The 26,903-nt window shown below is 62.4% G+C and carries 21 protein-coding genes; 7 read left to right on the forward strand and 14 right to left on the reverse strand.

The window, feature by feature from the left end:
• Nucleotides 1-9 precede the first annotated feature (9 nt).
• From catA to J1N02_RS08635, 3 genes are read right to left on the reverse strand one after another with little or no spacing between them, the layout of a single operon-like run.
• Nucleotides 10-939, reverse strand: a complete 930-nt coding sequence (gene catA, locus J1N02_RS08625; RefSeq protein ID WP_027607667.1) for a catechol 1,2-dioxygenase — start codon at nucleotides 937-939, stop codon at nucleotides 10-12.
• Nucleotides 940-980: 41 nt separating this feature from the next.
• Nucleotides 981-1,271 (reverse strand): muconolactone Delta-isomerase, encoded by a 291-nt coding sequence (gene catC / locus J1N02_RS08630; protein WP_027607668.1) that lies wholly within the window; start codon nucleotides 1,269-1,271, stop codon nucleotides 981-983.
• Nucleotides 1,272-1,283: 12 nt separating this feature from the next.
• Nucleotides 1,284-2,411: a muconate cycloisomerase family protein gene (locus tag J1N02_RS08635; protein WP_027607669.1), complete on the reverse strand. Its 1,128-nt coding sequence runs from the start codon at nucleotides 2,409-2,411 to the stop codon at nucleotides 1,284-1,286.
• Nucleotides 2,412-2,525: 114 nt separating this feature from the next.
• Between J1N02_RS08635 and J1N02_RS08640 the strand changes: the two genes are divergently transcribed.
• Nucleotides 2,526-3,401, forward strand: a complete 876-nt coding sequence (locus J1N02_RS08640; RefSeq protein WP_421147274.1) for a LysR family transcriptional regulator — start codon at nucleotides 2,526-2,528, stop codon at nucleotides 3,399-3,401.
• 45 nt (nucleotides 3,402-3,446) lie between these two features.
• Here J1N02_RS08640 and J1N02_RS08645 read toward each other — a convergent pair whose 3' ends face one another.
• Nucleotides 3,447-4,439, reverse strand: a complete 993-nt coding sequence (locus J1N02_RS08645) for an AraC family transcriptional regulator (RefSeq protein WP_027607671.1) — start codon at nucleotides 4,437-4,439, stop codon at nucleotides 3,447-3,449.
• 312 nt (nucleotides 4,440-4,751) lie between these two features.
• On the opposite strand from J1N02_RS08645, the gene antA reads away from it, so the two are divergent.
• The 4 genes from antA to J1N02_RS08665 all read left to right on the forward strand — a co-directional run bounded on the left by antA (nucleotide 4,752) and on the right by J1N02_RS08665 (nucleotide 9,185).
• Nucleotides 4,752-6,143, forward strand: a complete 1,392-nt coding sequence (gene antA / locus J1N02_RS08650) for an anthranilate 1,2-dioxygenase large subunit (RefSeq protein WP_421147275.1) — start codon at nucleotides 4,752-4,754, stop codon at nucleotides 6,141-6,143.
• Entirely contained in the window at nucleotides 6,143-6,634 is a 492-nt protein-coding gene (gene antB / locus J1N02_RS08655; protein WP_421147276.1) for an anthranilate 1,2-dioxygenase small subunit, read from the forward strand. Before antA ends, antB begins: the two co-directional genes overlap by 1 nt.
• A gap of 82 nt (nucleotides 6,635-6,716) precedes the next feature.
• Complete coding sequence (antC, locus tag J1N02_RS08660; protein WP_421147277.1) at nucleotides 6,717-7,724, forward strand: anthranilate 1,2-dioxygenase electron transfer component AntC; 1,008 nt, start codon at nucleotides 6,717-6,719, stop codon at nucleotides 7,722-7,724.
• A gap of 57 nt (nucleotides 7,725-7,781) precedes the next feature.
• Nucleotides 7,782-9,185, forward strand: coding sequence for an amino acid permease (locus tag J1N02_RS08665; RefSeq protein ID WP_027607675.1), 1,404 nt, complete (start codon nucleotides 7,782-7,784; stop codon nucleotides 9,183-9,185).
• 106 nt (nucleotides 9,186-9,291) lie between these two features.
• Here J1N02_RS08665 and kynA read toward each other — a convergent pair whose 3' ends face one another.
• Together kynA and kynB are read right to left on the reverse strand one after the other, a co-directional pair.
• Nucleotides 9,292-10,149, reverse strand: coding sequence for a tryptophan 2,3-dioxygenase (kynA, locus tag J1N02_RS08670; RefSeq protein ID WP_027607676.1), 858 nt, complete (start codon nucleotides 10,147-10,149; stop codon nucleotides 9,292-9,294).
• Nucleotides 10,146-10,796, reverse strand: a complete 651-nt coding sequence (gene kynB, locus J1N02_RS08675) for an arylformamidase (RefSeq protein ID WP_092359343.1) — start codon at nucleotides 10,794-10,796, stop codon at nucleotides 10,146-10,148. Before kynB ends, kynA begins: the two co-directional genes overlap by 4 nt.
• Nucleotides 10,797-11,095: 299 nt before the next feature.
• On the opposite strand from kynB, the gene J1N02_RS08680 reads away from it, so the two are divergent.
• Nucleotides 11,096-11,440 carry a cupin domain-containing protein gene (locus J1N02_RS08680; protein ID WP_003230905.1) on the forward strand — a complete coding sequence of 115 codons (345 nt, stop codon included), beginning with the start codon at nucleotides 11,096-11,098 and terminating at the stop codon, nucleotides 11,438-11,440.
• A gap of 64 nt (nucleotides 11,441-11,504) precedes the next feature.
• Here the strand turns inward: J1N02_RS08680 and mmsB are convergent, their stop codons facing one another.
• Together mmsB and J1N02_RS08690 are read right to left on the reverse strand one after the other, a co-directional pair.
• Nucleotides 11,505-12,392: a 3-hydroxyisobutyrate dehydrogenase gene (gene mmsB, locus J1N02_RS08685; RefSeq protein WP_146478283.1), complete on the reverse strand. Its 888-nt coding sequence runs from the start codon at nucleotides 12,390-12,392 to the stop codon at nucleotides 11,505-11,507.
• A gap of 14 nt (nucleotides 12,393-12,406) precedes the next feature.
• On the reverse strand, nucleotides 12,407-13,924 hold the full coding sequence (locus J1N02_RS08690; RefSeq protein WP_027607679.1) for a CoA-acylating methylmalonate-semialdehyde dehydrogenase: 1,518 nt from the start codon (nucleotides 13,922-13,924) through the stop codon (nucleotides 12,407-12,409).
• A gap of 131 nt (nucleotides 13,925-14,055) precedes the next feature.
• Here J1N02_RS08690 and J1N02_RS08695 point away from each other — a divergent pair, with 131 nt between their 5' ends.
• Complete coding sequence (locus J1N02_RS08695) at nucleotides 14,056-15,003, forward strand: LysR family transcriptional regulator (RefSeq protein WP_065925944.1); 948 nt, start codon at nucleotides 14,056-14,058, stop codon at nucleotides 15,001-15,003.
• 144 nt (nucleotides 15,004-15,147) lie between these two features.
• Here J1N02_RS08695 and J1N02_RS08700 read toward each other — a convergent pair whose 3' ends face one another.
• The 6 genes from J1N02_RS08700 to recC are packed head-to-tail and all read right to left on the reverse strand — an operon-like array spanning nucleotide 15,148 to nucleotide 26,704.
• Nucleotides 15,148-15,639, reverse strand: coding sequence for an OmpA family protein (locus J1N02_RS08700; RefSeq protein ID WP_027607681.1), 492 nt, complete (start codon nucleotides 15,637-15,639; stop codon nucleotides 15,148-15,150).
• Between the two features lie 4 nt (nucleotides 15,640-15,643).
• Nucleotides 15,644-16,906 (reverse strand): diguanylate cyclase domain-containing protein, encoded by a 1,263-nt coding sequence (locus tag J1N02_RS08705; protein WP_092359350.1) that lies wholly within the window; start codon nucleotides 16,904-16,906, stop codon nucleotides 15,644-15,646.
• On the reverse strand, nucleotides 16,903-17,469 hold the full coding sequence (locus tag J1N02_RS08710) for a YfiR family protein (protein ID WP_027607683.1): 567 nt from the start codon (nucleotides 17,467-17,469) through the stop codon (nucleotides 16,903-16,905). The genes J1N02_RS08705 and J1N02_RS08710 overlap by 4 nt, the downstream gene beginning before the upstream one ends.
• Nucleotides 17,470-17,481: 12 nt before the next feature.
• Nucleotides 17,482-19,587, reverse strand: a complete 2,106-nt coding sequence (gene recD / locus J1N02_RS08715; protein WP_027607684.1) for an exodeoxyribonuclease V subunit alpha — start codon at nucleotides 19,585-19,587, stop codon at nucleotides 17,482-17,484.
• Nucleotides 19,584-23,258 (reverse strand): exodeoxyribonuclease V subunit beta, encoded by a 3,675-nt coding sequence (gene recB / locus J1N02_RS08720; RefSeq protein ID WP_421147278.1) that lies wholly within the window; start codon nucleotides 23,256-23,258, stop codon nucleotides 19,584-19,586. The genes recD and recB overlap by 4 nt, the downstream gene beginning before the upstream one ends.
• Nucleotides 23,255-26,704, reverse strand: coding sequence for an exodeoxyribonuclease V subunit gamma (gene recC, locus J1N02_RS08725; protein ID WP_027607686.1), 3,450 nt, complete (start codon nucleotides 26,702-26,704; stop codon nucleotides 23,255-23,257). Before recC ends, recB begins: the two co-directional genes overlap by 4 nt.
• Nucleotides 26,705-26,903: the final 199 nt, after the last annotated feature.

Raw genomic sequence — 26,903 nt, forward strand, 5'->3', positions numbered from 1 at the left:
TGACCGCATTTAGTCTTCGAGGGCGCGAACCCGCTGCATGCGTTTTTGCTCTACCGGCGCTGCGGCGGTTTGCAACTCAAAGTCAAAATCAATCTGCGCAAACCGCCCTTCCACGCCAAACTCCCGCGCCAGTTGCTGATCGTCACTGAAGCGAATCTCGGCAATCAACTCATCCCGCGTCGCGTAGGCAAAATCATCGTGCAGGTACGGGTCATCCGACAGGTTGATCTGGGTGGTCAGGTGCCGATGCCCCGGCGCCGAGATAAAGAAGTGGATATGCGCCGGGCGCTGCCCGTGGCGCCCCAGTTGATCGAGCAACTGCTGGGTCGGCCCGGTCGGCGGGCAGCCGTAGCCCGACGGCACGATGCTGCGAAAGCGGTAGTTGCCCTGGGCGTCGGTCTCGATACGCCGACGCAGGTTGAATTCGGATTGCGTCGGGTCGAACCACGAATACGTACCGCCGGTATTGGCCTGCCACACATCGACAATCGCCCCGGCCAACGGCTTGCCGTCGGTGTCGCGCACCTGCCCGCGCATAAACAGCGGCACCGCGTCGTCCTTGCCATCGTCCAGCCGCGCCTCGTACTTCGACAGCGGCGCGCCGGCCACATACAGCGGGCCTTCGATGGTGCGCGGGGTACCACCGGACTTGCCGGCTTCCTCGTCGGCGGCGTCCATCAGCATATCCAGGTAATGCTCCAGGCCGAGCCCGGCGGCGAGCAGTCCGGCCTCCTGGTGCTTGCCCAGTTCGTTGAGGTAGTTGACCGCCTTCCAGAACTCTTCCGGGGTCACGTCCAGGTCTTCGATGATGTTTACCGTATCGCGCAGGATCCGGTAGATCAGCGCCTTGGCGCGCGGGTTGCCACCGTCAGTGAGGTTGCCGCTGGCTTCTTCGAGAAACCGTTGGGCGTGGGCAGTCTGGGACAGTCGGATGGACATGGTGCGTTCCTCATCTTGTAGTTATCAGAGTGAAAACCGGCCTAGCGGTCGTCTTCATGGATCGACGAAGGGTGCCGGCACAAGGCATTCACTTCGATGGCCATGTAGGGGTAAAGCGGCAGTTGCATCAGCAGGTCATGCAGTTCTTGCACGCTGTCGACGTCGAACACGCTGTAGTTGGCGTAGAGCCCGGCGATGCGCCATAAGTGGCGCCATTTGCCCTGGTGCTGCAGACGCTGGGCAAAGGCCTTTTCGTCGGCCTTGAGGCTGGCGGCGCGCTCGGGGTGCATGTCGACGGGCAGGTTCACGGTCATTTTTACGTGGAACAACATGGGCGGCGCCTCTTAGTGTTCGTCACGACGGAAGAACGCCAGGCGCTCCTCATCGATGGCCAGGCCCAGGCCCGGCAAGTGGGAGACATGCAGCTGGAAATCGCGGTACAGCGGCGGCTCGGCAAGAATGTCTTCGGTCAGCAACAGCGGGCCGAACAACTCGGTACCCCATGCCAGCCTGTTCAGCGTGAGGAAGGCATGCGCCGACGCCAGGGTGCCGATCCCCCCTTCCAGCATGGTGCCGCCGTACAGGCCGATACCGGCGGCCTCGGCAATCGCGGCGGTGCGCAATACCGCGCGGGGGCCGCCGTTCTTGGCGATCTTCAGGGCGAACACCGAGGCCGCGCCTTCACGGGCCAGGTTGAAGGCCTCTTCGACACACTCGATGGATTCGTCGGCCATGATCGGCGCCGGGCTCGACAGGTTGAGCCGGGCCATGCCGCCACGGTTGTTACGCGAGATCGGCTGTTCGATCAGGTCGATGCCGTGGTCGCCGAGCACCTTGCACGCCCGCAGGGCCACGGCTTCGTCCCAGGCCTGGTTGACGTCGACGCGCACGCTGGCACGTTCGCCCAGGGCCTGTTTGATCGCGATGACATGGGCCAGGTCCTCGCCCACTTCACCGGCACCGATCTTCAATTTGAAGATGCGGTGGCGGCGCAGGTCGAGCATCTTTTCGGCCTCGGCAATGTCCTGGGCGGTATTGCCGCTGGCGAGGGTCCAGGCCACCGGCAGTGCATCGCGCACACGCCCACCGAGCAGTTCGCTGACCGGCAGGTTCAGGCGCTTGCCGAGGGCGTCGAGCAAGGCGCTTTCGATACCGGATTTGGCAAAGGTGTTACCGCGAATGCTGCGCTCCAGGCGCAACATGGCCGCGTTGATATTGCTGGCGTCCTGGCCAATCAGCAGTGGGGCGAAGTGACGGTCGATGTTGACCTTGATGCTCTCGGGGCTCTCGTTGCCGTAGCTCAGGCCGCCGATGGTGGTGGATTCACCGATGCCTTCGATGCCGTCGGCGCAGCGCACGCGGATGATCACCAGGGTCTGGTTTTGCAGGGTGTGCATCGCCAGCTTGTGCGGGCGAAGGGTGGGAAGGTCGACGATAATGGTCTCGATCGACTCGATGGCGCAAATCGGCATGGCAATACCCGCTGGGTTCTTTATAGATTTACGTCGATTCTGTGCCGCATTCTTCCTGGCTTCCAATATAGAATTGGTCTCGATCAATACCCTCAAGGTATGAAAGGAGCCGTTATGGAACTGCGTCATCTGCGCTACTTCCAGGTGCTGGGGCAGACCCTCAACTTCACCCGTGCTGCCGAACACCTGCACATCGCCCAGCCGCCGTTGAGCCGGCAGATCCAGCAATTGGAAGAGGAATTGGGCGTGGTCCTGCTGGAGCGTGGCCGACCGCTGCGGCTGACCGAAGCCGGGCGGTTTTTCTATGAGCACGCCAATGTGTTGCTCGAACAATTGGCCACGGTCTGCGACAACACGCGCCGCATCGGCCAGGGCGAGAAGACCTGGCTGGGCATCGGCTTTGCGCCGTCGACCTTGTATGGCGTGCTGCCGGAATTGATCCGGCGGTTGCGCACCCATGAGGCGTTGGAACTGGAGTTGGGGTTGTCGGAGATGACCACCTTGCAGCAGGTCGAGGCGCTCAAGGCCGGACGTATCGACGTGGGCTTCGGGCGCATTCGCATCGACGACCCGGCCATCGTCCAGCGTGTGCTGGTGGAGGATCGGTTGGTCGCCGTGCTGCCCGCCGGCCACCCATTGCTCGATGCACCCGCGACCCTCGCCCAACTGGCCGCCGAGCCGTTTGTGCTCTACCCCGGCAACCCGCGCCCCAGCTATGCCGACCATGTGATCGCACTGTTCGACGCCCACGGCCTGAGCCTCAAGGTGGCGCAGTGGACCAACGAACTGCAGACCGCCATCGGCCTGGTCGGTGCGGGCATGGGCGTGACACTGGTGCCGGCGTCGGTGCAGGTGCTGCATCGCGCGGATATCGGCTACACGCCGGTTGTGGAAGCGACGGCGACCTCGCCGATCATTCTCAGCCGACGGGTGAATGATCAGTCGCCGGGGCTCAGTCATTGCCTGCAGTTGGTTGAAGAACTGATCTGAAATCGCCCAGGCACCGCCCCTCCCACTGGTTGATCTTCATCAGGTTCAAGTACTGCGCATACGCATGCGTTGCAGCGTCTGGCTGGGGGATTCATCGAACAGTTTCCGATACTCCGCCGAGAACCGCCCCAGGTGGGTAAAGCCCCAGCCGAAGGCGATCTCGGAGATGGTACGGATCGATCCATGCTCGAGGATTTCCTGGCGCACCGCACTCAGCCGGTGCTTCTTCAGGTAGGCCATGGGTGACAGGGCAAAGTACTTGCGAAACGCATCGAACAGCTTGAACCGCGACACCCCGGCAGCGGTTTCCAGGTCTTCCAGGTGCAGCGCCTCGCGGGCGTTGTCGTGAATGTACTGGCGCGCACGGATCAGGTAATGGGGCAGTTTCACCCCCAATACGTCGCGCAGTTCTTCCGAGTAGTTGTTCGGCTGGGCGAGGATCAGGCCCTTGATCAATGAGCTTTCCAGGTCACGGGTGAACGCCGCCTGTTCATACAATTCGCTACGGCGCTCCAGCTCCGCGATGAAGTAGCGCGCCATGCGCCACCACGACGCCGACGCCCCCTCCACCGCATCCATCACCGGTTCAAATTGCAGCGGCGCCTCGATCGGCCGTTGCAGCAAGCCCTCCAGCGACTCGCTCATCGCCGCCCGCGTGATCACCACTTGCAACTTGCGACAATCGCCGGAAATCGCCAGCACCTGGTGCTCGTTGGGCGCGATGATCACGCCCTGGTCGCGGTTGGAACTCAGGCGTTGGCCGTTCTTGCTCAGCTCCTGCTCACCCACCAACGGCAGTGTGAGGCTGTAGCTGCTGAAGTGCTCGGCGTCTTCGATATCGATGGTCACGTCGGTGCCGTACTCGATCACCCCCAGGGTGGTGGCCCGGGACTTGAACACGTTGGCACTGTGATGAAAGCGCAGGCGCTCGGGCGTGCTCGTCACCAGGCGGTGCGGTCCGCAAATGCCGGACATCCAGCTGCGGGCGCCTTCGAGGTCGAAGCGTTGGACATGGATATCGCGTGTAGGACTATTCATCAGTGTGCACCCACGGCGGTCAGGCGGTTGCGCGCTCTGGCGGCGCGTCGTTGTGGTTCCACAGCAAGTTCTACGCCACGCCGGCCCGATTGCAACCGGGTGGATAGCAACGGCCGACTATGTGGATAAACCACAGGTTTTGCCGCCCCTGGCCGCACCGGACAGTGGCGCGTTGCGTCACCGCCCCGCACCGCCGTGGGTATTTGCTGCCCAACTTTGCGGCCCACCTTCCCCCATTAAGCGGATAGCCCGCCACCTTGTCGCAGCCTCCTAATGGCTCACCTGTTCAGCCATTATCAAAAGGTGCCTCCCATGAGTGGTGCAAGAAGCGTCGAGCAATGGAAAAGCTTTATCGAGAGCTGCCTGGATTTTCGCCCGGCAGACGCCGTGTTCCGCATCGCCCGCGACATGTTCACCGAGCCGGAACTGTTCGATCTTGAGATGGAGCTGATCTTCGAGAAGAACTGGATCTACGCCTGCCATGAAAGCGAACTGGCCAATAACCACGACTTCGTGACGATGCGCGCCGGGCGCCAGCCGATGATCATTACCCGTGATGGCGAGGGCCGGCTCAATGCGCTGGTCAACGCCTGCCAGCATCGCGGCACCACCCTCACCCGGGTCGGCAAAGGCAACCAGTCCACCTTCACCTGTCCGTTCCACGCCTGGTGCTACAAGAGCGATGGCCGGCTGGTGAAGGTCAAGGCGCCGGGGGAATATCCGGAAAGTTTCGACAAGGCAACACGCGGCCTGAAAAAGGCCCGCATCGAGAGCTACAAGGGTTTTGTCTTCATCAGCCTGGACGTGAATGGCCGTGACAGCCTGGACGACTTCCTCGGCGATGCCAAAGTGTTCTTCGACATGATGGTCGCGCAGTCGGCCACCGGTGAGTTGGAGGTGCTGCCGGGCAAGTCGGCCTACACCTACGACGGCAACTGGAAACTGCAAAACGAAAACGGCCTGGACGGGTATCACGTCAGCACCGTGCACTACAACTACGTGGCCACGGTGCAGCATCGCCAGCAGGTGAATACCGAGAACGGCAGCGGGTCCGCCAGCACCCTGGACTACAGCAAGCTCGGCGCCGGCGACGCCAACACCGATGACGGCTGGTTCGCCTTCAACAATGGCCACAGCGTGCTGTTCAGCGACATGCCCAACCCCAGCGTGCGCTCCGGCTACGCCACCATCATGCCGCGCCTGGTGCAAGAGCACGGCCAGCAGAAGGCCGAGTGGATGATGCACCGCCTGCGCAACCTGAATATCTACCCGAGCCTGTTCTTCCTCGACCAGATCAGCTCGCAGCTGCGCATCATCCGCCCGGTGGCGTGGAACAAGACCGAGATCATCAGCCAGTGCCTGGGGGTGAAAGGCGAATCCGACGCCGACCGCGAAAACCGTATTCGCCAGTTCGAGGACTTCTTCAACGTCTCGGGCATGGGCACCCCGGACGACCTCGTGGAGTTCCGCGAAGCCCAGCGTGGTTTCCAGGGCCGCCTGGAACGCTGGAGCGATATTTCACGCGGCAGCCATCGCTGGGAAACCGGGCCGACGCCGAACAGCGAAGCCATCGGCATTCAACCGGCCATGACCGGCACCGAGTTCACCCATGAAGGCCTGTACGTCAACCAGCACCGCAACTGGCAGCAGTTCCTGCTCAAGGGCCTGGACCAACAAGCGGTGACACTGCGGGAGGTGAAGTGATGAATGCGCCATTGCAGTACCGGATCGAGCAGTTTTTCTACCGCAAGTCCGAGCTGTGCGACGCCCAGGACTGGGACGCCTATGTGCAGTTTTTCGACCCGCACAGCGAATTCCACCTGCCGCAATGGGACTCGGAGCACGTCTACACCCGCGACCCCAAGCGCGAGATGTCGCTGATCTACTACGCCAATCGTTCGGGCCTGGAAGACCGCGTGTTTCGCCTGCGCACCGGCAAGGCAGCATCCGCTACACCGATGCCGCGCACCTTGCACCTGATCAACAACGTACGCATTGCCGAGCAGGCGGACGGCACGCTGGAGGTCCGGTTGAACTGGCACACGCTGTTCTATCGGCTGGCCACATCGGAGCAGTTCTACGGGCATGCCACCTATCGCCTCAAGCCCCATGGCGACAGTTGGCTGATCACTCGCAAGCATGCGCTGCTGCTTAACGACACCATCAATTCGGTGCTGGATTTCTATCACCTTTGAAGCACATCACATCTTGTGGCGAGGGAGCTTGCTCCCTCACCACAGGTGATGTGCCAGCCCTACACGCGTGGAGTTTCCGTGAATGAATCACAAAGTGGCCTTCAGTTTTGCCGACGGCAAGACCCTGTTTTTCCCGGTGGGCGCAAATGAAATCCTGTTGGATGCGGCACTGCGCAATGGCATCAAGATCCCCCTGGACTGCCGCGAAGGCATATGCGGCACCTGCCAGGGCCGGTGTGAGTCAGGTGACTACACCCAGGACTATGTGGACGAGGAAGCCCTCTCCAGCCTCGACCTGCAACAGCGCAAGATGCTTAGTTGCCAGACCCGGGTGAAGTCCGACGCGGCGTTCTACTTCGACTTCGATTCGAGCCTGTGCAATGCGCCGGGGCCGGTGCAGGTGCGTGGCACGGTAAGCGAGGTGCAGCAGGTGTCGGCCAGTACGGCGATCTTGACGGTGCGGTTGGACACGGCGCTGGATTTCCTGCCGGGCCAATATGCGCGCCTCTCGGTGCCCGGCACCGACTGTTGGCGTGCCTACTCGTTCGCCAACCTGCCGGGCAACCGGCTGCAATTCCTGATCCGCCTGCTGCCGGATGGGGTGATGAGCAATTACCTGCGGGAACGTTGCCACGTCGGCGATGGGTTGCTGATGGAGGCGCCGCTGGGTGCGTTCTACCTGCGCCATGTCAGCAAACCGCTGGTGCTGGTGGCCGGCGGCACCGGACTGTCGGCGTTACTGGGCATGCTCGATGAACTGGCCGCCACGGGCTGCGAGCAGCCGGTGCACCTGTACTACGGCGTGCGCGGGGCCGAGGACTTATGTGAAGCGCAGCGTATCCATCAATACGCCTCGACAATCCGCGGTTTTCGCTACACCGAAGTGCTGAGCGCACCGGCGCCTGAATGGCCCGGCAAGCGCGGCTACCTCACCGAGCATTTCGACCTGGCCGAATTGCGCGACGGATTGGCGGATATGTACGTGTGCGGCCCTCCGCCAATGGTCGAATCCATCCAACAATGGCTGGCGGATCAGGCACTTGATGGCGTTCAGCTGTATTACGAAAAGTTTACCCAGAGTAATATCTGACTCCTCAGCACTTCTGAGGGGTTCTACCCCGAGAAAAACAAGTAGAAGGGAACGTTAATGGCGGATGACATGGTTAACCCGGCAGGCCTCAAGCGTGGCCTGAAGAACCGGCATATTCAGTTGATCGCCTTGGGCGGGGCGATAGGCACGGGGCTGTTCCTCGGTTCGGCCGGGGTACTCAAGTCGGCGGGGCCGTCGATGATCCTGGGCTACGCGATCGCCGGTTTCATCGCGTTCCTGATCATGCGCCAGCTCGGCGAGATGATCGTCGAAGAACCGGTGGCCGGCTCGTTCAGCCACTTCGCGCACAAATACTGGGGCGGTTACGCGGGCTTCCTGGCCGGCTGGAACTACTGGGTGCTCTACGTGCTGGTGGGCATGGCCGAGCTGACTGCGGTGGGCAAGTACATCCAGTTCTGGTGGCCGCAGATCCCGACCTGGGTCAGCGCCCTGGTGTTCTTTGTCGCGGTGAACCTGATCAACACTCTTAACGTGAAGTTCTTCGGTGAAGCCGAGTTCTGGTTTGCGATCATCAAGGTGGTGGCGATTGTCGGCATGATCGTGCTCGGCTGCTACCTGCTGTTCAGCGGCACCGGCGGCCCGCAAGCGTCGGTCAGCAACCTGTGGAGCCACGGCGGGTTCTTCCCGAATGGCGGCATGGGGCTGTTGATGTCCATGGCCTTCATCATGTTCTCGTTCGGCGGCCTGGAGCTGGTGGGTATCACCGCTGCCGAGGCCAGCGAGCCACGCAAGGTGATCCCCAAGGCGATCAACCAGGTGGTGTACCGGATCCTGATTTTCTACGTCGGCGCATTGACCGTGCTGCTGTCGCTGTACCCATGGGATCAACTGCTGCAAACCCTCGGCGCGTCGGGCGATGCCTACAGCGGCAGCCCGTTTGTGCAGATCTTCTCGCTGATCGGCAACGACACCGCCGCCCACATCCTCAACTTCGTGGTGCTGACCGCGGCGCTGTCGGTGTACAACAGCGGCGTGTACTGCAACAGCCGCATGCTGTTCGGCCTGGCCGAGCAAGGCGATGCGCCGAAAGCGCTGATGAAGCTCAACAAGCAAGGCGTACCGCTGCGGGCCCTGGCGATCTCGGCGCTGGTGACGATGCTGTGCGTGGTGGTCAACTACGTGGCACCGCAAAGTGCCCTGGAGCTGCTGTTCGCGCTGGTGGTTGCCTCGCTGATGATCAACTGGGCGCTGATCAGCATCACCCATATCAAGTTCCGCAAGGCCATGGGCGAGCAAGGCGTGACGCCGTCGTTCAAGACCTTCTGGTTCCCGTTCAGCAACTATCTGTGCCTGGCGTTCATGCTGATGATCATCAGCGTGATGCTGGCGATCCCGGGGATTCGCGAGTCGGTGTATGCGATGCCGGTTTGGGTGGGGGTTATCTATGTGGCCTACCGGTTGCGAGTGAGTAAGACGAAAGCGGTTGCCGCTGCGCAGTAATATCCATGTGGGAGGGGGCTTGCCCCCGATAGCAGTGTGTCAGTCACTTATGTGTCCACTGACCCTCCGCCATCGGGGGCAAGCCCCCTCCCACATTTGATTGCGTTTACAGCGTGGAGCGCACTCGCCACAGCTCGGGGAACAGCACGGTGTCGAGCATCTTGCGCAGGTAACCCACGCCCTCGGTGCCGCCGGTGCCGGGCTGGAAGCCGATAATCCGCTCTACTGTGGTCACATGCCGGAAGCGCCATTGGCGGAACGAATCCTCCAGGTCGATAAACTTCTCGGCCAACTGGTACAAGTCCCAATACCGGCTCGGATCGCGATACACCTCGCGCCACGCCGCCTCCACCGACTCATCGTGCACGGTCGCCGCCGTCGGGTCGCGCTCGGCACGCTTGGGGTCAATCGCCAGCCCCGCCTTGACCATCAGGTTGATCGCCTCGTCATACAGCGACGGCGTGGCAATCGCCACCTGCAACGCCTGCAACAACTCGGGCCGATGGGCATGGGGGCGCAACAGCGCCGGGCTCTTGTTGCCGAGGATAAATTCGATCTCGCGGTACTGGAACGACTGGAACCCGGAGGACTGCCCCAGGAACGGGCGAATCGCCTTGTATTCCGACGGCGTCATGGTCGCCAGCACAGCCCAGGCGTGCACCAGTTGATCGAAGATTCGCGACACCCGCGCCAGCATCTTGAATGCCGGCGGCAACTCGCCCAGGCGCACGTGTTCGCGGGCGGCCTTGAGTTCGTGGAGCATCAACTTCATCCACAGCTCGGAGGTCTGGTGCTGGATGATGAAGAGCATTTCGTTATGGTCCGGCGACAGCGGGTGCTGGGCGCTGAGCACTTTGCCCAGGTCCAGGTAGTCGCCGTAGCTCATGGACTCGGAAAAATTCAGTTCGGCGTTATGCCATTCTTCCGGTGGCTGGTAGTCGGCAGAGAAAGGACATTGGCTCATCGCGTGGGCTCCTTGAGCGGGCGGAGAATGGCACGGACCGGGCTGGCGTCCAGGTTGGCGAAACGCAGCGGCAGGGCGATCAGTTCGTAGTCGCCCTCCGGTACGTCGTCGAGCACGATGCCTTCGAGAATCGCCATGCCATGCCGCGCCACGGCGTTGTGGGCATCCATGGTCTTGGACTGTTGCGGGTCCAGGGAGGGCGTGTCGATCCCGATCAGGCGCACACCCAGGCTGGCCAGCAGTTCAATGGTCTGCGGGGCGATGGCGGTGAAGTTCGCATCCCATTCGGTCAGCGGTGCTTGTGGATAAGTACGCAACAGCACGCGCTCCGGCAGGTTATCCACACGCCCGTCCAACTGATGGGGCTGGACCAGCGCACCGCTGTCCAGGCAATGCAGTACCCGGCACGGGCCCATGTACACCTCCAGCGGCACCTCGCCAATCGGCGCTCCGTCGGCGCTGTAATGCAGCGGCGCATCCACATGGGCGCCGGTGTGCGGCGACAGGGTGATGCGCCCGACATTCACCGGGCACTCCGGGCCGAACTGCCACACACGCTCTTCCTGGAACGGCGTATCGCCCGGCCAGGTCGGGGTTGCCGTGCTCAAGGGCGGGCTGATATCCCACCACGTTTTTATTGAGGTCATTTGAAGGCTCTCGGCGGTTACTGGGGTGAATGATACGAGGGCCAGACGTGAATTTTCTTGCGAATTCGTGCGCCGCGAGTGACTTCTTTCGCACTTACTGCGAGGAAACGACGGATTCACGCTCAAAAGTGTCGGCTGACATGGCGCCATCGGGGGCAAGCCCCCTCCCACACTGATTCGCGATGCCCCGACAATCGTGTTCGCCTGCGCTTCTGGGCATCCCGATGTCGAGTTCAGACCACTGGCGCAACGTCCCAGGCCTTAGGGTGCATCTTTCCATTCCCTGCCTCGGAGTCATCATGTCCAAGCCCATCACCGTACTGCGCGACACCCACCCCCTGCCGGTCCTGGATGCCTGCAAATGGGAAAAGCTCGAAGGCGACCCGCACACCGTCAACCTCAACGCCTACACCAGCGAAGACGGCAGCAAGATCATGGGCACCTGGATCTGCACGCCGGGCAAGTGGTATGTCGAATACGTGAAATGGGAATACTGCCATTTCCAGGAAGGCTACTGCGTGATCACGCCTGAGGGGATGGAGCCGATTCACTTGCGGGCTGGGGATATCTTTGTGGTGGAGCCAGGGATGAAGGGGACGTGGGAAGTGGTCGAGACGGTACGTAAGTATTTTGTGTTTGCTTGAGCCACCTCTTCCAGTGAACTGCTTTTTTGTGGTGAGCGGGGCAAGCCCGCTCACCACCGTCAGTTTATTTGGGTTTGCGATAGCTGTTGATGATCGCCGAAAAGTCCTTGCCCCCTTCGCCGCGCTGACTCATCGATTGATACAACTGCTGGGCCACCGCACCGAGGATCACCGGTTGCTTGGCTTGGCGTGCCGCTTCCGTGGCCAGCCCCAGGTCCTTGAGCATCAAATCGGCGCCGAACCCGCCGGTATAGCCACGGGACGACGGCGCGGTTTCGATCACGCCCGGCCATGGGTTATAGGTGTCGGAACTCCAGCAGCGCCCGGTGGAGCTGTTGATGATCCCGGCCAGCACCTGGGTATCGATGCCCAGCGCGTCGCCCAAGGCCATGGCTTCGCTGACGCCGACCATGCTGATGCCGAGCAGCAGGTTGTTGCAGATCTTGGCGATTTGCCCGGTGCCCACATCGCCGCAGTGCACGATGTTGCGGCCCATCTGTGCCAGCACCGGTTGCAGGGTGGCGAACAGTTCCGGGGTGGCGCCGACCATGAAGGTCAGGGTCCCGGCCTGCGCCCCGCCGGTGCCGCCGGAGACCGGTGCGTCGGCCATCACCACGCCTTGCTTGGCGGCAGCAGCGGCGACGTCGCGCGCGGTCTGTGGGTCGATGGTGCTGCAATCCACCGCGGGCACGCCGTTGCCGATCCCCGCCAGTACACCGTCTTCATTCAGCCAGACACTGCGCACATGGGCGGCGGCGGGCAGCATGGTGATCACCAGCTCGGCGCCTTGGGCAGCGTCACGCGGCGAGTCGCTGATGCTGCCGCCCAATTCGGCGAGTTCCTTGAGCACCGTCTGGTTCAGGTCGAACAGGTTCAGCCCATGGCCGGCCTTGATCAGGTTGCGGGCCATCGGTGCGCCCATGTTACCCAAGCCGATAAATGCAATCTTCATGGTCGTCTCCCGAATCAGCGCAGGTTGATGGTGGTGTTGACGCCATCGTTGACCGTGTCGTCGTCGAACCAGCGGCTGGTGACGGTCTTGGTCTGGGTGTAGAACTGCACCACTTGCTTGCCGTACGGGCCGAGGTCGCCGAGCTTGGAGCCACGGGAACCGGTGAAGCTGAAGAACGGCACCGGCACCGGGATCGGGATGTTGATACCGACCTGGCCCACATCGATTTCGCTCTGGAATTTACGCGCCGCCGCCCCGCTCTGGGTGAACAGGCCGGTGCCGTTACCGAACGGGTTGGCGTTGACCAGCGCAATGGCCTGGTCGAGGGTGTCGACTTCCAGCACCACCAGCACCGGGCCGAAGATTTCCTGGGTGTAGATCTGCATATCGGTGGTCACGCCCGAGAACAGGGTCGGGCCGACGAAGTTACCGTGCTCGAAACCCGGCACCTTGATGTCGCGGCCGTCCAGCTCGAGCTTGGCGCCTTCTTTCACGCCGCTTTCAATCAGCTCCAGGATGCGGGCCTTGGCGCGCTTGGAGATCACCGGGCCGACATCCGTGCCCGCTTCGCTGCCGGCGTTGACCTTGAGCTTTTGCGCCAGCGCTTTCAGATCCGGCAGCCATTGCTTGGCCGCCCCCACCAGCACCACCACCGAGGTGGCCATGCAACGCTGGCCCGCCGCGCCGAAACCGGCACCGACCAGGGCATTGAGGGTGTGTTCACGGTTGGCATCCGGCAGTACCACGGCGTGGTTCTTGGCGCCCATCATCGATTGCACGCGCTTGCCGTGCTTGCCGGCCAGGTCGTAGACATGAGTGCCGACGGCAGTCGAACCGACGAAGGACACCGCCTTGATGTCTTTATGGGTGCACAGCGCATCCACCACATCCTTGCCGCCGTGCACCACGTTGAGCACACCCGCCGGTACGCCGGCTTCCAGCGCCAGCTCCACCAGCAGCAGGGTCGACAGTGGGTCCTGTTCGGACGGCTTGAGAACGAAGGTGTTACCGCAGGCGATGGCCATCGGGAACATCCACAGCGGAATCATCGCCGGGAAGTTGAACGGGGTAATGCCGGCACACACGCCGATGGGTTGGCGCAGGGTGTAGGTATCGACGCCACCGGCGACGTTCTCGGCGAACTCACCCATTTGCAGGGTGCCGATGGAACAGGCGTGCTCCACCACTTCCAGGCCACGGAAAATATCGCCCTCGGCATCGGCAATGGTCTTGCCCTGCTCGGCGCTGAGGACCACCGCGATACGCTTGGAGTGTTCGCGGATCAGGGCTTGCAGCTTGAGCATGATGCGCATGCGCGCGCCGATCGGCGTCAGCTTCCAGGTCTGGAAGGCTTGATGGGCGGCGTCGATGGCGGCATTGACTTCATCGGCCGTGGCGAACGGGACTTTGGCCAGCACTTGCTGGGTGGCCGGGTTGACGATGTCTTGCCAATGGGTGGTCCTGGACTCGACCCACTCACCGTTGATGAGCAACTTGACCTGTTGCACGGAAATATCGGCAGATGCGTTCATGTGGTCTCCAACTCTTATATTTATACAGAGACAAGGCGCTTGAATCGCCTTGAAGAATGAGGCGTTCGGACTGTTTTTGGAGTATAGATGTGCAAATCTCTAATAAGAACGCACATAAAAGCCGGTCCAATATGCAAAAAAACATCACATCACTGGGCTCCCTGAATTGGGACGACCTGAAGTTTTTCCTCGAAGTGGCCCGCACCCGCAAGGCCAGCGTCGCCGCCAAACGCCTGGCGGTGGACTACACCACCGTGTCGCGGCGCATCAGCTCATTGGAAGTGTCCCTCGGTACGCTGCTGTTCGAAAAATCCCGGACCAACGGCTTCGTCCTGACCCCCGAAGGCCAGCGTTTGCTGGGCTACGCCGAGTCCATCGAAAGCACCCTGCACATGGCCTGCGAACAGGTGTCCGGCTCCGGCGTGGCGCTGTCCGGCCATGTGCGCATGGGCTGCACCGAAGGCTTCGGCAGCTTCTTCGTCACCCCGCAGTTGAGCCACTTCGTCGACACCTACCCCGCCATCTCGGTCGACATCCTGCCCCTGCCCCACTTCATCAGCCTGTCCAAGCGCGAAGCCGACATCGTCATCGCCCTGGAACGCCCGGAACACGGGCCCTACGTGTGCTGCAAACTGTGCGACTACAAACTGCAGCTGTACGCGACCCAGGAATACCTCGACCAACACCCGCCTATCCACAAACCGGCAGATTTGGCCGAGCATCCGTTTATCAGCTATGTGGATGATCTGGCCTTCAGCTCGGAGCTGCTGTACCTGGCCAACGTCGTGCCCGGCGCCAGCGCCAGCCTGCGCAGTACCAGCGTGATTGCACAGTACGTGGCGGCGCAGCAAGGGCGGTCGATGGCGATCTTGCCGTGCTTTCTGGCGGCGCAGGATCCACGGTTGCTGCCGGTACTGGGGGAGCAGATTGCGATCACTCGCCAGTTTTGGATGTATTGCCGGGAGGATCTGAGGAAGTTGAAGCGGATTACGTTGTTGTGGGATTACATCCGCGAGGTGACGGAGCAGAATCAGGGGTTGTTGATGGGGGAGACAAGGGAGATGCGGTTTGCGGATTAAGGGCCAGCAACGACAATTCCCCTTAAATTGCAGGAGGCTCCCAGAGAATCTCCGGCCAACTAAGCGAACACCGTTCGAATGTGGGAGGTGGCAAGCCCTCTCCCACATTTTGATTGGATTTCAGATTGAAATCGGACTGCCGGCTCAGTCCGCGATCACCACAATCGACACCCGCCGATTCTCGGTACGCCCTGCCGCCGTGTCGTTGGCGGCCACCGGTTTACTGCTGCCCAGACCACGCAACTGAATGTTTTCCTCTTTCATGCCCACGCCCTGCAGCACCGTGGCCACACTTTTCGCGCGGCGCAGGGACAGTTGCTGGTTGTAGGTTTCCTTGCCCGAGCCGTCGGTGTGGCCATCGACGCGTACGCGCTCGATGCCTACACCCAGCAGGGCCTTGCCGATGCGCTGGACGATGTCGGTGCTGGGTTGGTTAAGGGTTTCGACGTCACTGCCAAACAGCACTTTGCCGGACAGGCCGAACGCCCAGCCGTCATCGGTAAGCTCGAAGCCCTGTTGCTTGAGGACGGCGACTTGCGCCGGGGTCAGGCCTTTGGAAGGCGCCGTCTGGCAACCGCCCAGGGCGAGCAGCGCCACCAGCAGGGTGATAAACATAAAACGCGCGGTCGAGAACAAGGAATCAACTCCTGTGTTGAACGTTGACGACGGGGCTCTCCGGCTCCGCCGTTTGCTGGCCCCCCGAGGACAAACGCTTGGCCTGGTACATCGCCGCATCAGCGGCATTGAGCAAGGTGCCGGGTGTGACGCCATGTTCGGGGTAGATGGCGATCCCGATACTGAGGGAGGTCAATACCTGGGTGCTGCCGGGCACGGCAATCGGCATGTCCATGCTGGCGATGATTTTTTCGGCGATGCGCTGGGCGTCTTCGACCTTGTGCAGCGGCGCCAGCAGGATGGCGAACTCGTCACCGCCCAGGCGCGCTACCAGGTCATCTTCACGCAATTGCGCACGCACCCGTTCGGCGACGGCCACCAGCACGGCATCACCGGCGGCATGGCCGAAGCTGTCATTGATCTCTTTGAACCGGTCACTGTCGAGGTACAGCACGGCCACCTGTTCCTTGGCCTTGGCGGCGCTGCGCAGCGCGCGAATCAGGCGGCCTTCGAAGTACGCGCGGTTGGGCAGACCGGTAAGGCTGTCGTGGTTGGCCTTGTGGGCGAGGGTTTCGTTTTCGCTTTGCAGATGGTTTTGCCAGGCTTCCATCTCGCCGAGCAGGGCATTGAAGTCGCTGCCCAGGCTATCGAGTTCGGCGATGCGGGCCGGCGGCACGCGGCGGTCGAAGTCACGCTCGCTGCGGGCGGCGTGGGCCACGGCGGCGAGGCTTTGCAGCGGCTCCGTAATGCCGCGCAACAGACGCCGCGCCAAGTGTAGGGCGACCCAGGCACTGAGGACGGTGCAGATCAGGATCCCCGCCAGGCCGCTGAGCAGGAAGCGCAGCAGGCTACCGCCGTGGCCGGTCAGGTGAATGCTGCCGATGGTGCGCCCCTGGTGGAGGATCGGTTGGCTGATGGGCTGTTCGAGCAGGGTATGCGCCAGCGCCAGTTCAACCCGGGAGAGCATGCCGGTTTCCGGGCGTTCCCAGTGCGCCAACAGCCGGCCACTGCTATCGAACACGTCAGCCTGGGCGACTTCTTCGGTGGAGGCAATCAGGCTGAGGGCTTCGGTGGCGGCGCTGCGGTCGTTGAACACCACGGCCGCTTCCACGGTGTAGTTGATGGAACGGGCGATCAGGTGCAGGTTGTGTTCGGCGTAGACCCGCAGCGCCAACACGCCGAGCAGGGTCAGGGAGACACTGGCCAGCGTCACCGCCACCAGCGCCAGGATCATGTGCCCCCGGCCGATGACGGAACGCAGGGTAGGTCGTACGTTCGCCGCTTTCATGTGGTGGGCGCCCGGCGCCGGGACAGTTGCAACACGCTGGGATGAATGCGCACGCCGCTGCGCGCCACCGAGTCGAGGTTGACCTCAAACGACACTTGCTCATCGCCCACCCGCAGGCAGAACAGGCTGCCCACGGTGCATTGGTCGCCGCCTTCACTGATGCTGAGCACCGGGTGGCCGATCAACGAGGCAAACAGGCGGCTGCGTTCGTCATTGCTGAGTTTGCCGATGTACACGGCGTCGCAGGCGTTGACGATATCGGGATGGTCGGCCAGCAGGCGCCGCACCACGACCGGACGGCCGGTGGCCTGGATGGTGCCTTTGATCAGGTCGTCGGTGTATTGGGTCGGGCCGACGATGCACAGGCGCAGTTGCGCAGGCTCTACTGGCCAACGGGCATAGCTGAGGATACCGAGTACCACCTGGGTGACCGCCTGGGCGCGCTGGTCAGCCGGGCCTGGGGCCTCGGCAAATACCCGGGGCGCCAGCAGGCATAGAATCGCCACCAGCAGCAAGCGTCTCCAGCTCGAACTAAGCTCTGTGGGCGAGACAGCCAGGTTCATGCAACGATTCTCTCAGGTGTTTTCGGGGTGATGCCGCAACGATAGCACAGCGTCAGATATTTCTGACTCCTGACCCAACTCCAGCATCAACCCACTCAAGCGTTTGACCTTGCGGCGCACGGCCTCTTCAAACACCCCGCCCCGGGGTTCGATCAGGCTGAACCAGCGCTTGGCGCGGGTGATGCCGGTGTAGATCAACTCTTTGGTGAGCACCGGGTTCAGCGCGTCCGGCAGGATCAATGCGGTGTGGGTGAACTCCGAGCCCTGGGATTTGTGCACGGTCATGGCGTACACGGTTTCCACATCATTGAGACGGCTGGGCAGGACAAAGCGCACGCCACCCTGGCCATCGTTACGTGGGAAAGCCACCCGCAGCACCTGGGGGCCGCCGTCGCTTTCAGGCAGTTTGAGGGCAATGCCGATATCGCCGTTCATCAAGCCCAGGCCGTAATCGTTGCGCGTCATCAACACCGGACGGCCTTCGTACCATTGCTCATCCCCCTCGATCAGCCGCACTTTGCGCAAGGCGGCCGTGATGCGCAGGTTCAGGCCTTCCACACCCCAAGGCCCCTTGCGCACGGCGCAGAGCAGTTGGAACGCATCGAAGGCTTGCAGCAGTTGCTGGGCCCAGTGGGTCCAGGCAAGGTCATCGCGCGGGGTGTCGACGGCGGGGCGTGCGCTGTGCAGCAGGTTGAGGTAATAGCGATAACCCTGGGCGCCGTCGCCCTGCCCGTCCAGCACCAGGCGCTCCAGGGCGTGGTCGTGCTCGCCTTTGAGGCTGACGCAGAACAGGTCGCTGTGGCTGCGCGCGGCCAGCAGCTTGCGCGCCTCGTCGGCGTTTTGCTGGTTGACCCAGCGCGCCAGTTGGCCGATGCCGCTGCCTTCGCCGAAACGCCGCGAGTAGCGCAGCATCACCACTTGCTGAGCCAAGGGATGGCTGCCATCGAGGTCTTCGTGCAGGCCACTGGCGCTGAGGTCTTCGCCGCTGACGGTTTGCAGCCATTGGCGGGTGTCGGGGCTGTACCAGCCGGCTTCGGCGTCGCGGCACAAATCACCGAGTACGGCGCCGGCCTCCACCGAGGCGAGTTGGTCCTTGTCACCCAGCAGCACCAGGCGCGCGTGGGGCGGCAACGCATCCAGCAGGTTAGCCATCATTTCCAGGTCGATCATCGAGGCTTCGTCCACCACCAGCACATCCAGGGGCAACGGATTGCCAAGGTGATGGCGGAAGTGCCGAGTCCCTGGGCGACTGCCCAGCAAGCGATGAACCGTGGTGACCTGGGTCGGGATCTTTTCCTTCACGCTTTGCGGCACTGTCAGCGACAGCACTTGCTGGCTGATGGATTCGGTCAAACGCGCGGCGGCCTTACCGGTCGGCGCGGCCAAGCGGATGCGCAGTGGGCTGCCGGACTCAACGGCAGGCGCCTGCAACAGCGCGAGCAGGCGTACCACGGTGGTGGTCTTGCCGGTGCCGGGGCCGCCGGTGACAATGCTGAATGCACCGCGGGTGGCCAGGGCGCAGGCGAGTTTCTGCCAGTCGATCACGCCATCGGGCGCCGGTTGGTCAAACAAGCCATTCAAGCGCTGGGGCAAATCGGCGGCGACACTTTCCTGGGTGGCAAGACGCAGGCGCAAGGCGCTGTCGATACGTCGTTCGTAAGTCCAGTAACGGCGCAGGTACAGGCGTTTGCCCGACAGTACCAAGGGACGACTGTGTGCCGATTCGCTGCCGTCCAGCGCCAGGGCGACCAACGGGCTGGCGGCCAGGGCGTGGCACCAGCGGGCGCCATCAAGGCCGTCGAGCAACTGCGACGGCAGCAGCATGGCGCCGCTTTGCAGGTCGCCTTCGGGCGGCAGGGACAGGGCAAAATCCGGCGCGTTGAGGGTTTCGAACAGGTCCAGGCACACATGGCCGTGGCCGAGTTGATGGCTGGTCAGCGCCGCCGCCAGTAGCACCAAGGGGTCGGCGTGTGGATCGAGCTCGTGCAGGAAACCTACGAACGCCTTGTCCAACGCCCGCAGCCACCCCCGGTCAACCCAACGCTCCAGCAGGCTCACCAGGTCGGCGGCGCGGCTCAAGGGCGCTAACGCCTCAAGCGGTAACGGCGACAGGCTCATAACAACACTCCTTGTTCCCAGGCAGGCTCAGCCTTGGGCGGGATGGGCTTGCCCTGGAACAGCAGGTCCAGGCCTTCGATCAGGTCCCGTGGCGGCCGGGTGAAAAACGCCCCTCGGCTGACAGCCTGGGTGCCGCGCAGGAACAGGTACAGCGCGCCGCCGACATGACGGTCGTAGTCATAGTCCGGCAGGCGCGCCTTGAGTTGGCGATGCAGGGCGAGCAGGTAAAGCACGTATTGCAGGTCGTACCGATGTTCGAGGATCGACTGTTCCATGGCGTCCTGGGTGTAGGCCGAATCGTCGGGACCGAGCCAGTTGGATTTGTAGTCGGCCACGTAGTAGCGGCCGTCATGTTCGAAGGTAAGGTCGATAAAACCCTTGAACATGCCGTTGAGCAGCACTGCTTCGGCGGCGACGCGGGACACACCGTTGTGGGTGTACTGGCACACCAGCTTGTCGAGGGCGAGCACGTCGACTTTATGGCTGGCGAACCAGAACTCCATTTCAATCTGGTAGTGCTGCAGGTTGCTCAGGGCGACCTGGTCGTTATCCACCGGCAGCGGCGTGTGCAGCAGATGGCCCAGCCAGTCGCTGAGGGTGACGATCCAGCCTTCCCAGTTGCGGCGATTGCAGCGCGCGCCTACGGCTTGTTCGATCGCTTGCGAGGTCACGTTGAAGCCTTCTTCCCCGGCCCACTCCAGCAGGCCGTGAAGGAAGGTGCCGGGGTTCGGACCGCGTGGGAAATGGTGAATGTCTGCGCCGGACGCTGCCACTTCACGCGGTGCGTCGGGATCGAGGCGTTCGTCATCGAACAGCTTTTGCGCCTGTGGGCTTTCGGGCGCTTCAAGGTGGGCGACGCTCATGCTGTCGCCAATGCGCAAGGCACTGTAGGACGCGATCCACCAGTTCTCGGCGGCCTTGCGCTTAGGTAACAAGGGCGCGAGCAAGTGGGCAGTGTTGCGCGGCGGGTGGAACAGGATGTCCTGGGCGTCGGGCACTGGGGCGTAGTGGATGGCCGGGCAGCCGTCCTGCAGATCCAACAGCCAACGCGCGAGGCCGGCGGATTCACTCAACGACGCACCGGCGCCGAGCAGGTAACCCAGCGCCGACAGGTGCAGTACCGAGCTGCTGCTGTTGCCACGCTTGAGGTCGGCAACGCCGAGCCAGCAGGCATGTTTGGCGCGGGTCAGGGCTACGTAGAACAAACGCAGGTCTTCGGCCAGGCGCTCATCGTCGGCCTGGGCGATCAACTCGGCGGTGGGGCGCAGGCTGACGTGGGATTTGCCGTGTTCATCGTGGTAATGCAGCGGCAGGCGACTGCCGTCGACCGGCTTGGCCGAGCAGATGAAAGGCAGGAAGACCAGGTCGTACTCCAGGCCCTTGGATTTGTGAATGGTCACCACCTTGACCAGTTGCTCGTCACTTTCCAGGCGCAGGATTTGCTCTTCGCCGGCCTGGCCGGACAACGCCAGGTGTTCGGCCAGGTGGCGGATCAACGCCTGTTCGCCGTCCAGTTCCGACGCGGCTTGCTGCAACAACTCGCTGAGGTGCAACAGGTTGGTCAGCACACGTTCGCCGTCGCTGCGGGCGATCAGGGTTTGCGGCAGTTTGAAGTCGTGCAGCAGGCGACGCAGCATCGGCAACACGCCTTGGGTGCGCCAGATCGTGCGGTAGCCTCGGAACTGCATCACGCGGCTTTCCCACGCCAGTTCGTCCTGGTTCAGACGCTCCAGTTCCGGCAGTGACAGGTTCAAGGTGACGCAAGCCAGGGCAGCCCGCAGCGGCCGCTCGACGTCCGGCTCGGCACAGGCCTTGAGCCAGGCGAGCAGGTCGTGGGCTTCCTGGGCGGCGAAGACAGAGTCCTTGTCGGACAGGTACACGCTACGCACGCCACGGGCGGCCAACTCGGCGCGCACGGCCTGGGCTTCCTTGCCGTCGCGCACGAGGATGGCGATGTCCGACGGCAGTACACCTTTGAAACTGTCATCCGTTTGCAGGAAACCGGCCGTGCCCTGCTGGCCGCCGTTGAGCAATTCGACAATCCGAGTGGCGCAGGCGCCGGCCAGTTGTTGGCGGTATACCGCGTTGGAAACCGGCTGGTCGGTGGGCAGGTGCCACAGGTTCAGCGCCGGCAACGTTTGGCCGTCGACCTGCAGTTTTTCCTTGCGGCCTTGGGACAACACCGGGTGGAACGGCACCGGGTTGTCGCCATTCGACTCCCGGAACAGGAACGCGCCGCGGCCGGTTTCCGCGCGCAGGAACACGTGGTTCACCGCGTCGACCATCGCATGGCTGGAACGGAAGTTGGTGCCCAGGGTGTGATGACGGCCGAGCGTGGATTTGCGCGCACGCAGGTAGGTGTAGATATCGGCGCCGCGGAAGGCGTAGATGGCTTGCTTGGGGTCGCCAATCAGGAACAGGCCGCTGTCGAGGTGGTTCTCTTCGATGCGGTAAATGCTGTCGAAGATGCTGTATTGCACCGGGTCGGTGTCCTGGAATTCGTCGATCAGGGCCACCGGGAACTGCTCGCGGATCACACTGGCCAGGCGCTCGCCGCCATCGGTTTGCAGGGCGGCGTTGAGGCGGATCAGCATGTCGTCGAAGCCCATTTCGGCACGCCGGCGTTTTTCTTCTTCAAAGCGCTTGCCCACCCAACCGGCAGCGTGTTGCAACACCGCGGCGTCGGGGGTTGGCAGCGCGTCGAGGGCGGCCTTGAGGCCGGCCATGGCGTCGATGCCGGGGTGTTGCGGCGGGTCGCCCTTCCAGGCTTCGGCCATGCCGTCGGGGGTGAGGCGGGTGAAGCCGGTGCCAATATCCAGCTGTTCCAGGGTTTCGTCAGCGGCCCAGGCGCTGATCTTTTCGAACCAGGGCTCGAAGTAACGCGCTTGCATCTTGCGGCCGTCGACGGCTTTGGCGGCTACGGCTTGCAGGCAGATTTCGCGCAACTCGACGGCCCATTGTTGCCAGGGAGCCTTGATGTTTATCAACGCTTCACGGCGTTCTTGCAGGCAAGCGTTGATCAACTCGGCGGGTTCGCGGGTTTCATCCGTCGGCCGTTCGCTGCCGAACAGTGCGCGTACCCGTGGCATCAACGCGGCCGGACCGCCCCAGTTGCTGCGTACCCAGTTGAGGGCGTCGTCGTGCATCGGGTAGCAGAACAGTCGCCAATAATCGCGAAGCACTTCGCCGAGCAGGTCACTGTGGTCGGTTTCCAGGGTCTGGGTGAACAGGCTGCCGCTGTCGAACGCGTGTTCGCGCAGCATGCGCTGGCACCAACTGTGAATCGTGGAAACCGCCGCCTCATCCATCCACTGGGCTGCGATGTCCAGGCGGTTGGCGCAGGCGGGCCATTGCTCGGGGAGGTATTGCGCACGCAGGTCGGCGATCAGCGCGTCGGGCTGTTCAATCTCTTCGCGGAAGAAACGTGCGGCCTCGGCCAAACGCATGCGGATGCGTTCGCGCAGCTCTTTGGTGGCGGCATCGGTAAAGGTCACCACGAGGATTTGCGGCGGCAGCAGTTCACGGCCAAAACCGGACTCACTGTCACCGTGGCCAAGGACCAGACGCAGGTACAAGGCGGAGATGGTGAAGGTTTTGCCGGTGCCGGCGCTGGCTTCAATCAGCTGGCTGCCATTCAACGGGAAGGCCAGGGCCAAGGGTTTGCTGCTCATGGGCCGGCCTCCTCGCCTGTGAGTGATCGCCATGGGGCGTTGATGAGCGGTCGATACAAGGTTTCGCACCAGCCTTCGAACTCTTCGCTGGCGACCAGGGCGGCGTAATCGGGGAACTGTCGGGTGAGCGCCGGGGTTTCGCGACGCTCGCCGTCGGTGGTCAGGCCGTCACCTTCATAGGCTTTGCTCGCGGCGGCGTGGGCTTTGACCGGATCGGTCTGGCTGAGCCAGGCGAAGGCGGTCTTGACGGCTACCGGGAGCGGCTCTCTCATGCCGCTGTGCCAGGCCAACAGCAGGTTGCCGAGGATTTCCCGGGCGATGGGCTTATCCAGCGGGGCCAGTAGCAACGTATCGTCGCTGGCCACCAACCCCGTGCTCAACGACAGGCCGCAGGCGCAGGCCACCACATGATTGACCCAAGGACGAATCAGGCGATGCCATTTGCGTGTTTTGATCGAGCCGATGCTATTGGGGATGGTGGTGACACTCAGCAATCCGCCATCACTGCGTCGATGCAGGCCGCTGATCCAGCCTTCCAGCGCTATACCTTGATGCTCGAAACTGATCGGTTCTGCAGCGGTGTGTGGCGTTGGCCAGAGCGCCAGCAACTGCTGGTAGCGTTGCAACAAGTCGGGCAGGGGCTCAATGAGTTCGTTGCGCAGGCACTCGCCGAAACCAACCATCGGCAACAGGCCACTGCCTTGCAGCCGCAGGGCCTGGGCGTTGAGGGCCTGGTCGAGGTGTTCGGGCTGGGACAGCGCAGCGTTCAACAGGCTGTCGCTCAGGTTGTAGCGTTGCAGCGCGTCAAGCACGAAGGGCTCTTCATCGGCCAGGGGTACTTCGGCGGCTTCGAAGAACACTTTCAGACGCTGGCTGAAGAAGTGTTTGACCGGGTTGCGTAGGAAATCCTGCAACTGGCCGAGACTCAGGGGTTCTTCCTGTTGATGCTGCGCCAGTTGACCCTCTTTTGGGACGTTATCCACAGCTTCGTGGAGTAGCTGCCATTCGCGGGCGTAGCTGAACAGTGGATCACCTTCGTGGAAATAGCGGGCGCTGAAGGGTTGGAGCGGGTGTTCCTGGGTCATCGCGTCCAGTAGCGGTGTTTCTTGTGCGTTGTGCCAGCCACTGGCGATATGGTCGCGCAGTTGGCCGATGAGTACAGAGGCCGGGCGCTCGCTGTTATCGCGGATGCTACGGCCGACCCAGCTGATATAGAGCTGGTCGCGGGCGGACAACAGGGCTTCGAGCAGCAGGTAACGGTCATCTTCACGGCGCGAACGGTCGCCGGGACGGTAGTCGCTGCCCATCAGGTCGAAATCCAGCGGTGGCTGGGCGCGTGGGTAGTCGCCGTCGTTCATGCCGAGCAGGCAGACGAGTTTGAAGGGGATGGCGCGCATGGGCATCAGGGTGCAAAAATTGACAGCTCCGGCGAGGAAGCGCTGGGACAGACGGCCTTGATCCAGGCCGGCCAGCCAGGCTTCGCGGACTACGGTAAGCGGTAACTCATCCTGCAGGCCAACGGACTCGCAGGTTTCCAACCAGGTTTCCCTGAGTTGCTCAAGCTGACCCAACAGGTAGTCGTCGTGCTCGCTGCTGGGTAGGAAGAAGAGTTGCATAAGGCGTTGCAGACGCTCGCCCCATTCGTGGGGTGCTGCGGGTTGTGACAGCGCTTGATGGGCATCGCTGAGCGCATCGAGCAAAGCGACCAGCGGGCCGATCAAGGCCGCATCAAGCCCGCCGATTTCGTCGTAAGGCTCAATGCCTTCGCAGGCTGCACCGGTGCCGACGGCGTAGCCTAGAAGCATACGGCGAAGACCGAATCGCCAGCTGTTTTGTTCCAGTTCACTCGGCAGACCGAGCCCCGCACGTTGCTCGGCGTTGAGGCCCCAACGGATGCCAGCGCCTTCGATCCAGCGGTGCAGCGTGGGCAGATCGCGCTCCTTGATGGCGAAGCGTTCGCGCAAGGCCGGGACGTCCAACAGATCGAGAATCTCGCTGACGGGGAAGCGGCTGTCAGGGAGTTTGAGCAAGTGTTCAACGGCGATCAGCAGGGGATCGCGGCCGCGCTGGCCTTGATCGGTGAGGGTAAAGGGAATGAAGCGGGGATCGATTCTGTCCAGTTGCCCGAATACCGCGCGAATATGCGGCGCATAGCTGTCGACGTCGGGGACCATGACGATGATGTCCCTTGGGCGAAGCGTGGGGTCGGCGCTGAAGCGTTGGAGCAATTGGTCGTGGAGAATCTCTACTTCGCGTTGGGCACTGTGGGCAATGTGGAAGCGGATGGATGTATCACGCTCCAGATCGACAGCCGGCCATTGTTCCCGAGTCTCATTGAGCGGGCGCAGTTCGAGGATATCGTCCTGAAGCTGGTTGAGCAGTGTGGTGGGTTCGCTGTCGCTGAACAGGTCGATTCGACCATCGCGAAAAGCGGCGCGGTAGCTGTTGGGATCGTCGTAACTGTCCAGCAGGCTGATGTAGTCGCGACCTTGTTTGCCCCAGGCGGCCAACAGCGGATGGGCGTGTTGGTGCAGGGTTTGTGGGTCGATAGTAACGGGCATGCCGGCTTTACGCGCCTGGCGTTTGTATTCGTTACGCAGCAGGTCTTTGTCGGCCACGATGTCGGACCAATGGTGGCGACACGGGTTGTGCACGCACAGCAGGACTTGGCTGAAACGGGCCAGGCCGGCCAGCGCCTCAAGCGCTTGGGCGGGTAGGGAGGAAATCCCGAAGACAATCACCCGGGAAGGCAATCCCTTCGGTGCTTGTTCAAGCGCATTGATACGTTCGATAAAGCGCTGGTGCACGCCGGCGCGGCTTTCGGCCATGCCCTCTTCACCGACGTCCAACAGCAGCGCGCGCCATAACTCGGCTTGCCAACAATTGGCAGGGTTGAGTGGCTTTGATTCGCCTCGACCATTACGCAATTGATGGCGGCCGGCAGCCCAGTCTTCCAGCCAGTCAGCGCGGTAGACCTGGTATTGGTCGAACAGGTCAGCCAGTCGTTCCGCCAGTTGGTAGCGTTTGCGCAGGTCGGAGTCGTGGGTCAAGAAGCGTTGCAACGGCTCGAAGTGCTGTTGATCGATGAGTTCCGGGAGCAGGCGCATCAGGCGCCAAGTGAGCGGGGCTTTATCGAGCAGGGATTTTGGAGGGATTTCGTCACGTCCCAGGACCATGCGATAGAGCTGCCACATGAAGCTGCCGGGGAGCTGTACATCAATGGCGGCGGCAATTCCGCAGCCTCCCATATCGTCGTCTTGCGGGTCTTCAGCCAAGGCCAGTTTGAGCCACTGGGCAATGCCGTTGCTTTGTACCAAGGCGATTTCGTTTTCCAGAGGCGCCAGGGGATAACGGCGCATCCAACTCACCACCAGGCTGCGCAGTTCGTCCAAGCGGTTGCCGTGAACCACCATGAATCCAGCGCTGAGGGACGTCGCATCCGGCATAACGGCTTCCTTGGGAAAAGCAAAATCGAGGGCATGGACTTTAGCACTGAAGCCCGTCCCGAGGCGCCTCTTCGCACTTTTCGAGCGCCCAAAACAAAACCCCATCTGCTTTCGCAAATGGGGTTTCGGAATTTAATCTTGACGATGACCTACTCTCACATGGGGAAACCCCACACTACCATCGGCGATGCATCGTTTC

It is taken from the genome of Pseudomonas sp. NFX5, assembly GCF_049132125.1.
Taxonomy (GTDB): Bacteria; Pseudomonadota; Gammaproteobacteria; order Pseudomonadales; family Pseudomonadaceae; genus Aquipseudomonas; species Aquipseudomonas marginalis.

What these genes read in the sequence shown, in the direction of transcription:
- catA (WP_027607667.1), bottom strand. Translation starts at nt 939, where the DNA reads ATGTCCATCCGACTGTCCCAGACTGCCCACGCCCAACGGTTTCTCGAA.
- catC (WP_027607668.1), bottom strand. Translation starts at nt 1,271, where the DNA reads ATGTTGTTCCACGTAAAAATGACCGTGAACCTGCCCGTCGACATGCAC.
- J1N02_RS08635 (WP_027607669.1), bottom strand. Translation starts at nt 2,411, where the DNA reads ATGCCGATTTGCGCCATCGAGTCGATCGAGACCATTATCGTCGACCTT.
- J1N02_RS08640 (WP_421147274.1), top strand. Translation starts at nt 2,526, where the DNA reads ATGGAACTGCGTCATCTGCGCTACTTCCAGGTGCTGGGGCAGACCCTC.
- J1N02_RS08645 (WP_027607671.1), bottom strand. Translation starts at nt 4,439, where the DNA reads ATGAATAGTCCTACACGCGATATCCATGTCCAACGCTTCGACCTCGAA.
- antA (WP_421147275.1), top strand. Translation starts at nt 4,752, where the DNA reads ATGAGTGGTGCAAGAAGCGTCGAGCAATGGAAAAGCTTTATCGAGAGC.
- antB (WP_421147276.1), top strand. Translation starts at nt 6,143, where the DNA reads ATGAATGCGCCATTGCAGTACCGGATCGAGCAGTTTTTCTACCGCAAG.
- antC (WP_421147277.1), top strand. Translation starts at nt 6,717, where the DNA reads ATGAATCACAAAGTGGCCTTCAGTTTTGCCGACGGCAAGACCCTGTTT.
- J1N02_RS08665 (WP_027607675.1), top strand. Translation starts at nt 7,782, where the DNA reads ATGGCGGATGACATGGTTAACCCGGCAGGCCTCAAGCGTGGCCTGAAG.
- kynA (WP_027607676.1), bottom strand. Translation starts at nt 10,149, where the DNA reads ATGAGCCAATGTCCTTTCTCTGCCGACTACCAGCCACCGGAAGAATGG.
- kynB (WP_092359343.1), bottom strand. Translation starts at nt 10,796, where the DNA reads ATGACCTCAATAAAAACGTGGTGGGATATCAGCCCGCCCTTGAGCACG.
- J1N02_RS08680 (WP_003230905.1), top strand. Translation starts at nt 11,096, where the DNA reads ATGTCCAAGCCCATCACCGTACTGCGCGACACCCACCCCCTGCCGGTC.
- mmsB (WP_146478283.1), bottom strand. Translation starts at nt 12,392, where the DNA reads ATGAAGATTGCATTTATCGGCTTGGGTAACATGGGCGCACCGATGGCC.
- J1N02_RS08690 (WP_027607679.1), bottom strand. Translation starts at nt 13,924, where the DNA reads ATGAACGCATCTGCCGATATTTCCGTGCAACAGGTCAAGTTGCTCATC.
- J1N02_RS08695 (WP_065925944.1), top strand. Translation starts at nt 14,056, where the DNA reads ATGCAAAAAAACATCACATCACTGGGCTCCCTGAATTGGGACGACCTG.
- J1N02_RS08705 (WP_092359350.1), bottom strand. Translation starts at nt 16,906, where the DNA reads ATGAAAGCGGCGAACGTACGACCTACCCTGCGTTCCGTCATCGGCCGG.
- J1N02_RS08710 (WP_027607683.1), bottom strand. Translation starts at nt 17,469, where the DNA reads ATGAACCTGGCTGTCTCGCCCACAGAGCTTAGTTCGAGCTGGAGACGC.
- recD (WP_027607684.1), bottom strand. Translation starts at nt 19,587, where the DNA reads ATGAGCCTGTCGCCGTTACCGCTTGAGGCGTTAGCGCCCTTGAGCCGC.
- recB (WP_421147278.1), bottom strand. Translation starts at nt 23,258, where the DNA reads ATGAGCAGCAAACCCTTGGCCCTGGCCTTCCCGTTGAATGGCAGCCAG.
- recC (WP_027607686.1), bottom strand. Translation starts at nt 26,704, where the DNA reads ATGCCGGATGCGACGTCCCTCAGCGCTGGATTCATGGTGGTTCACGGC.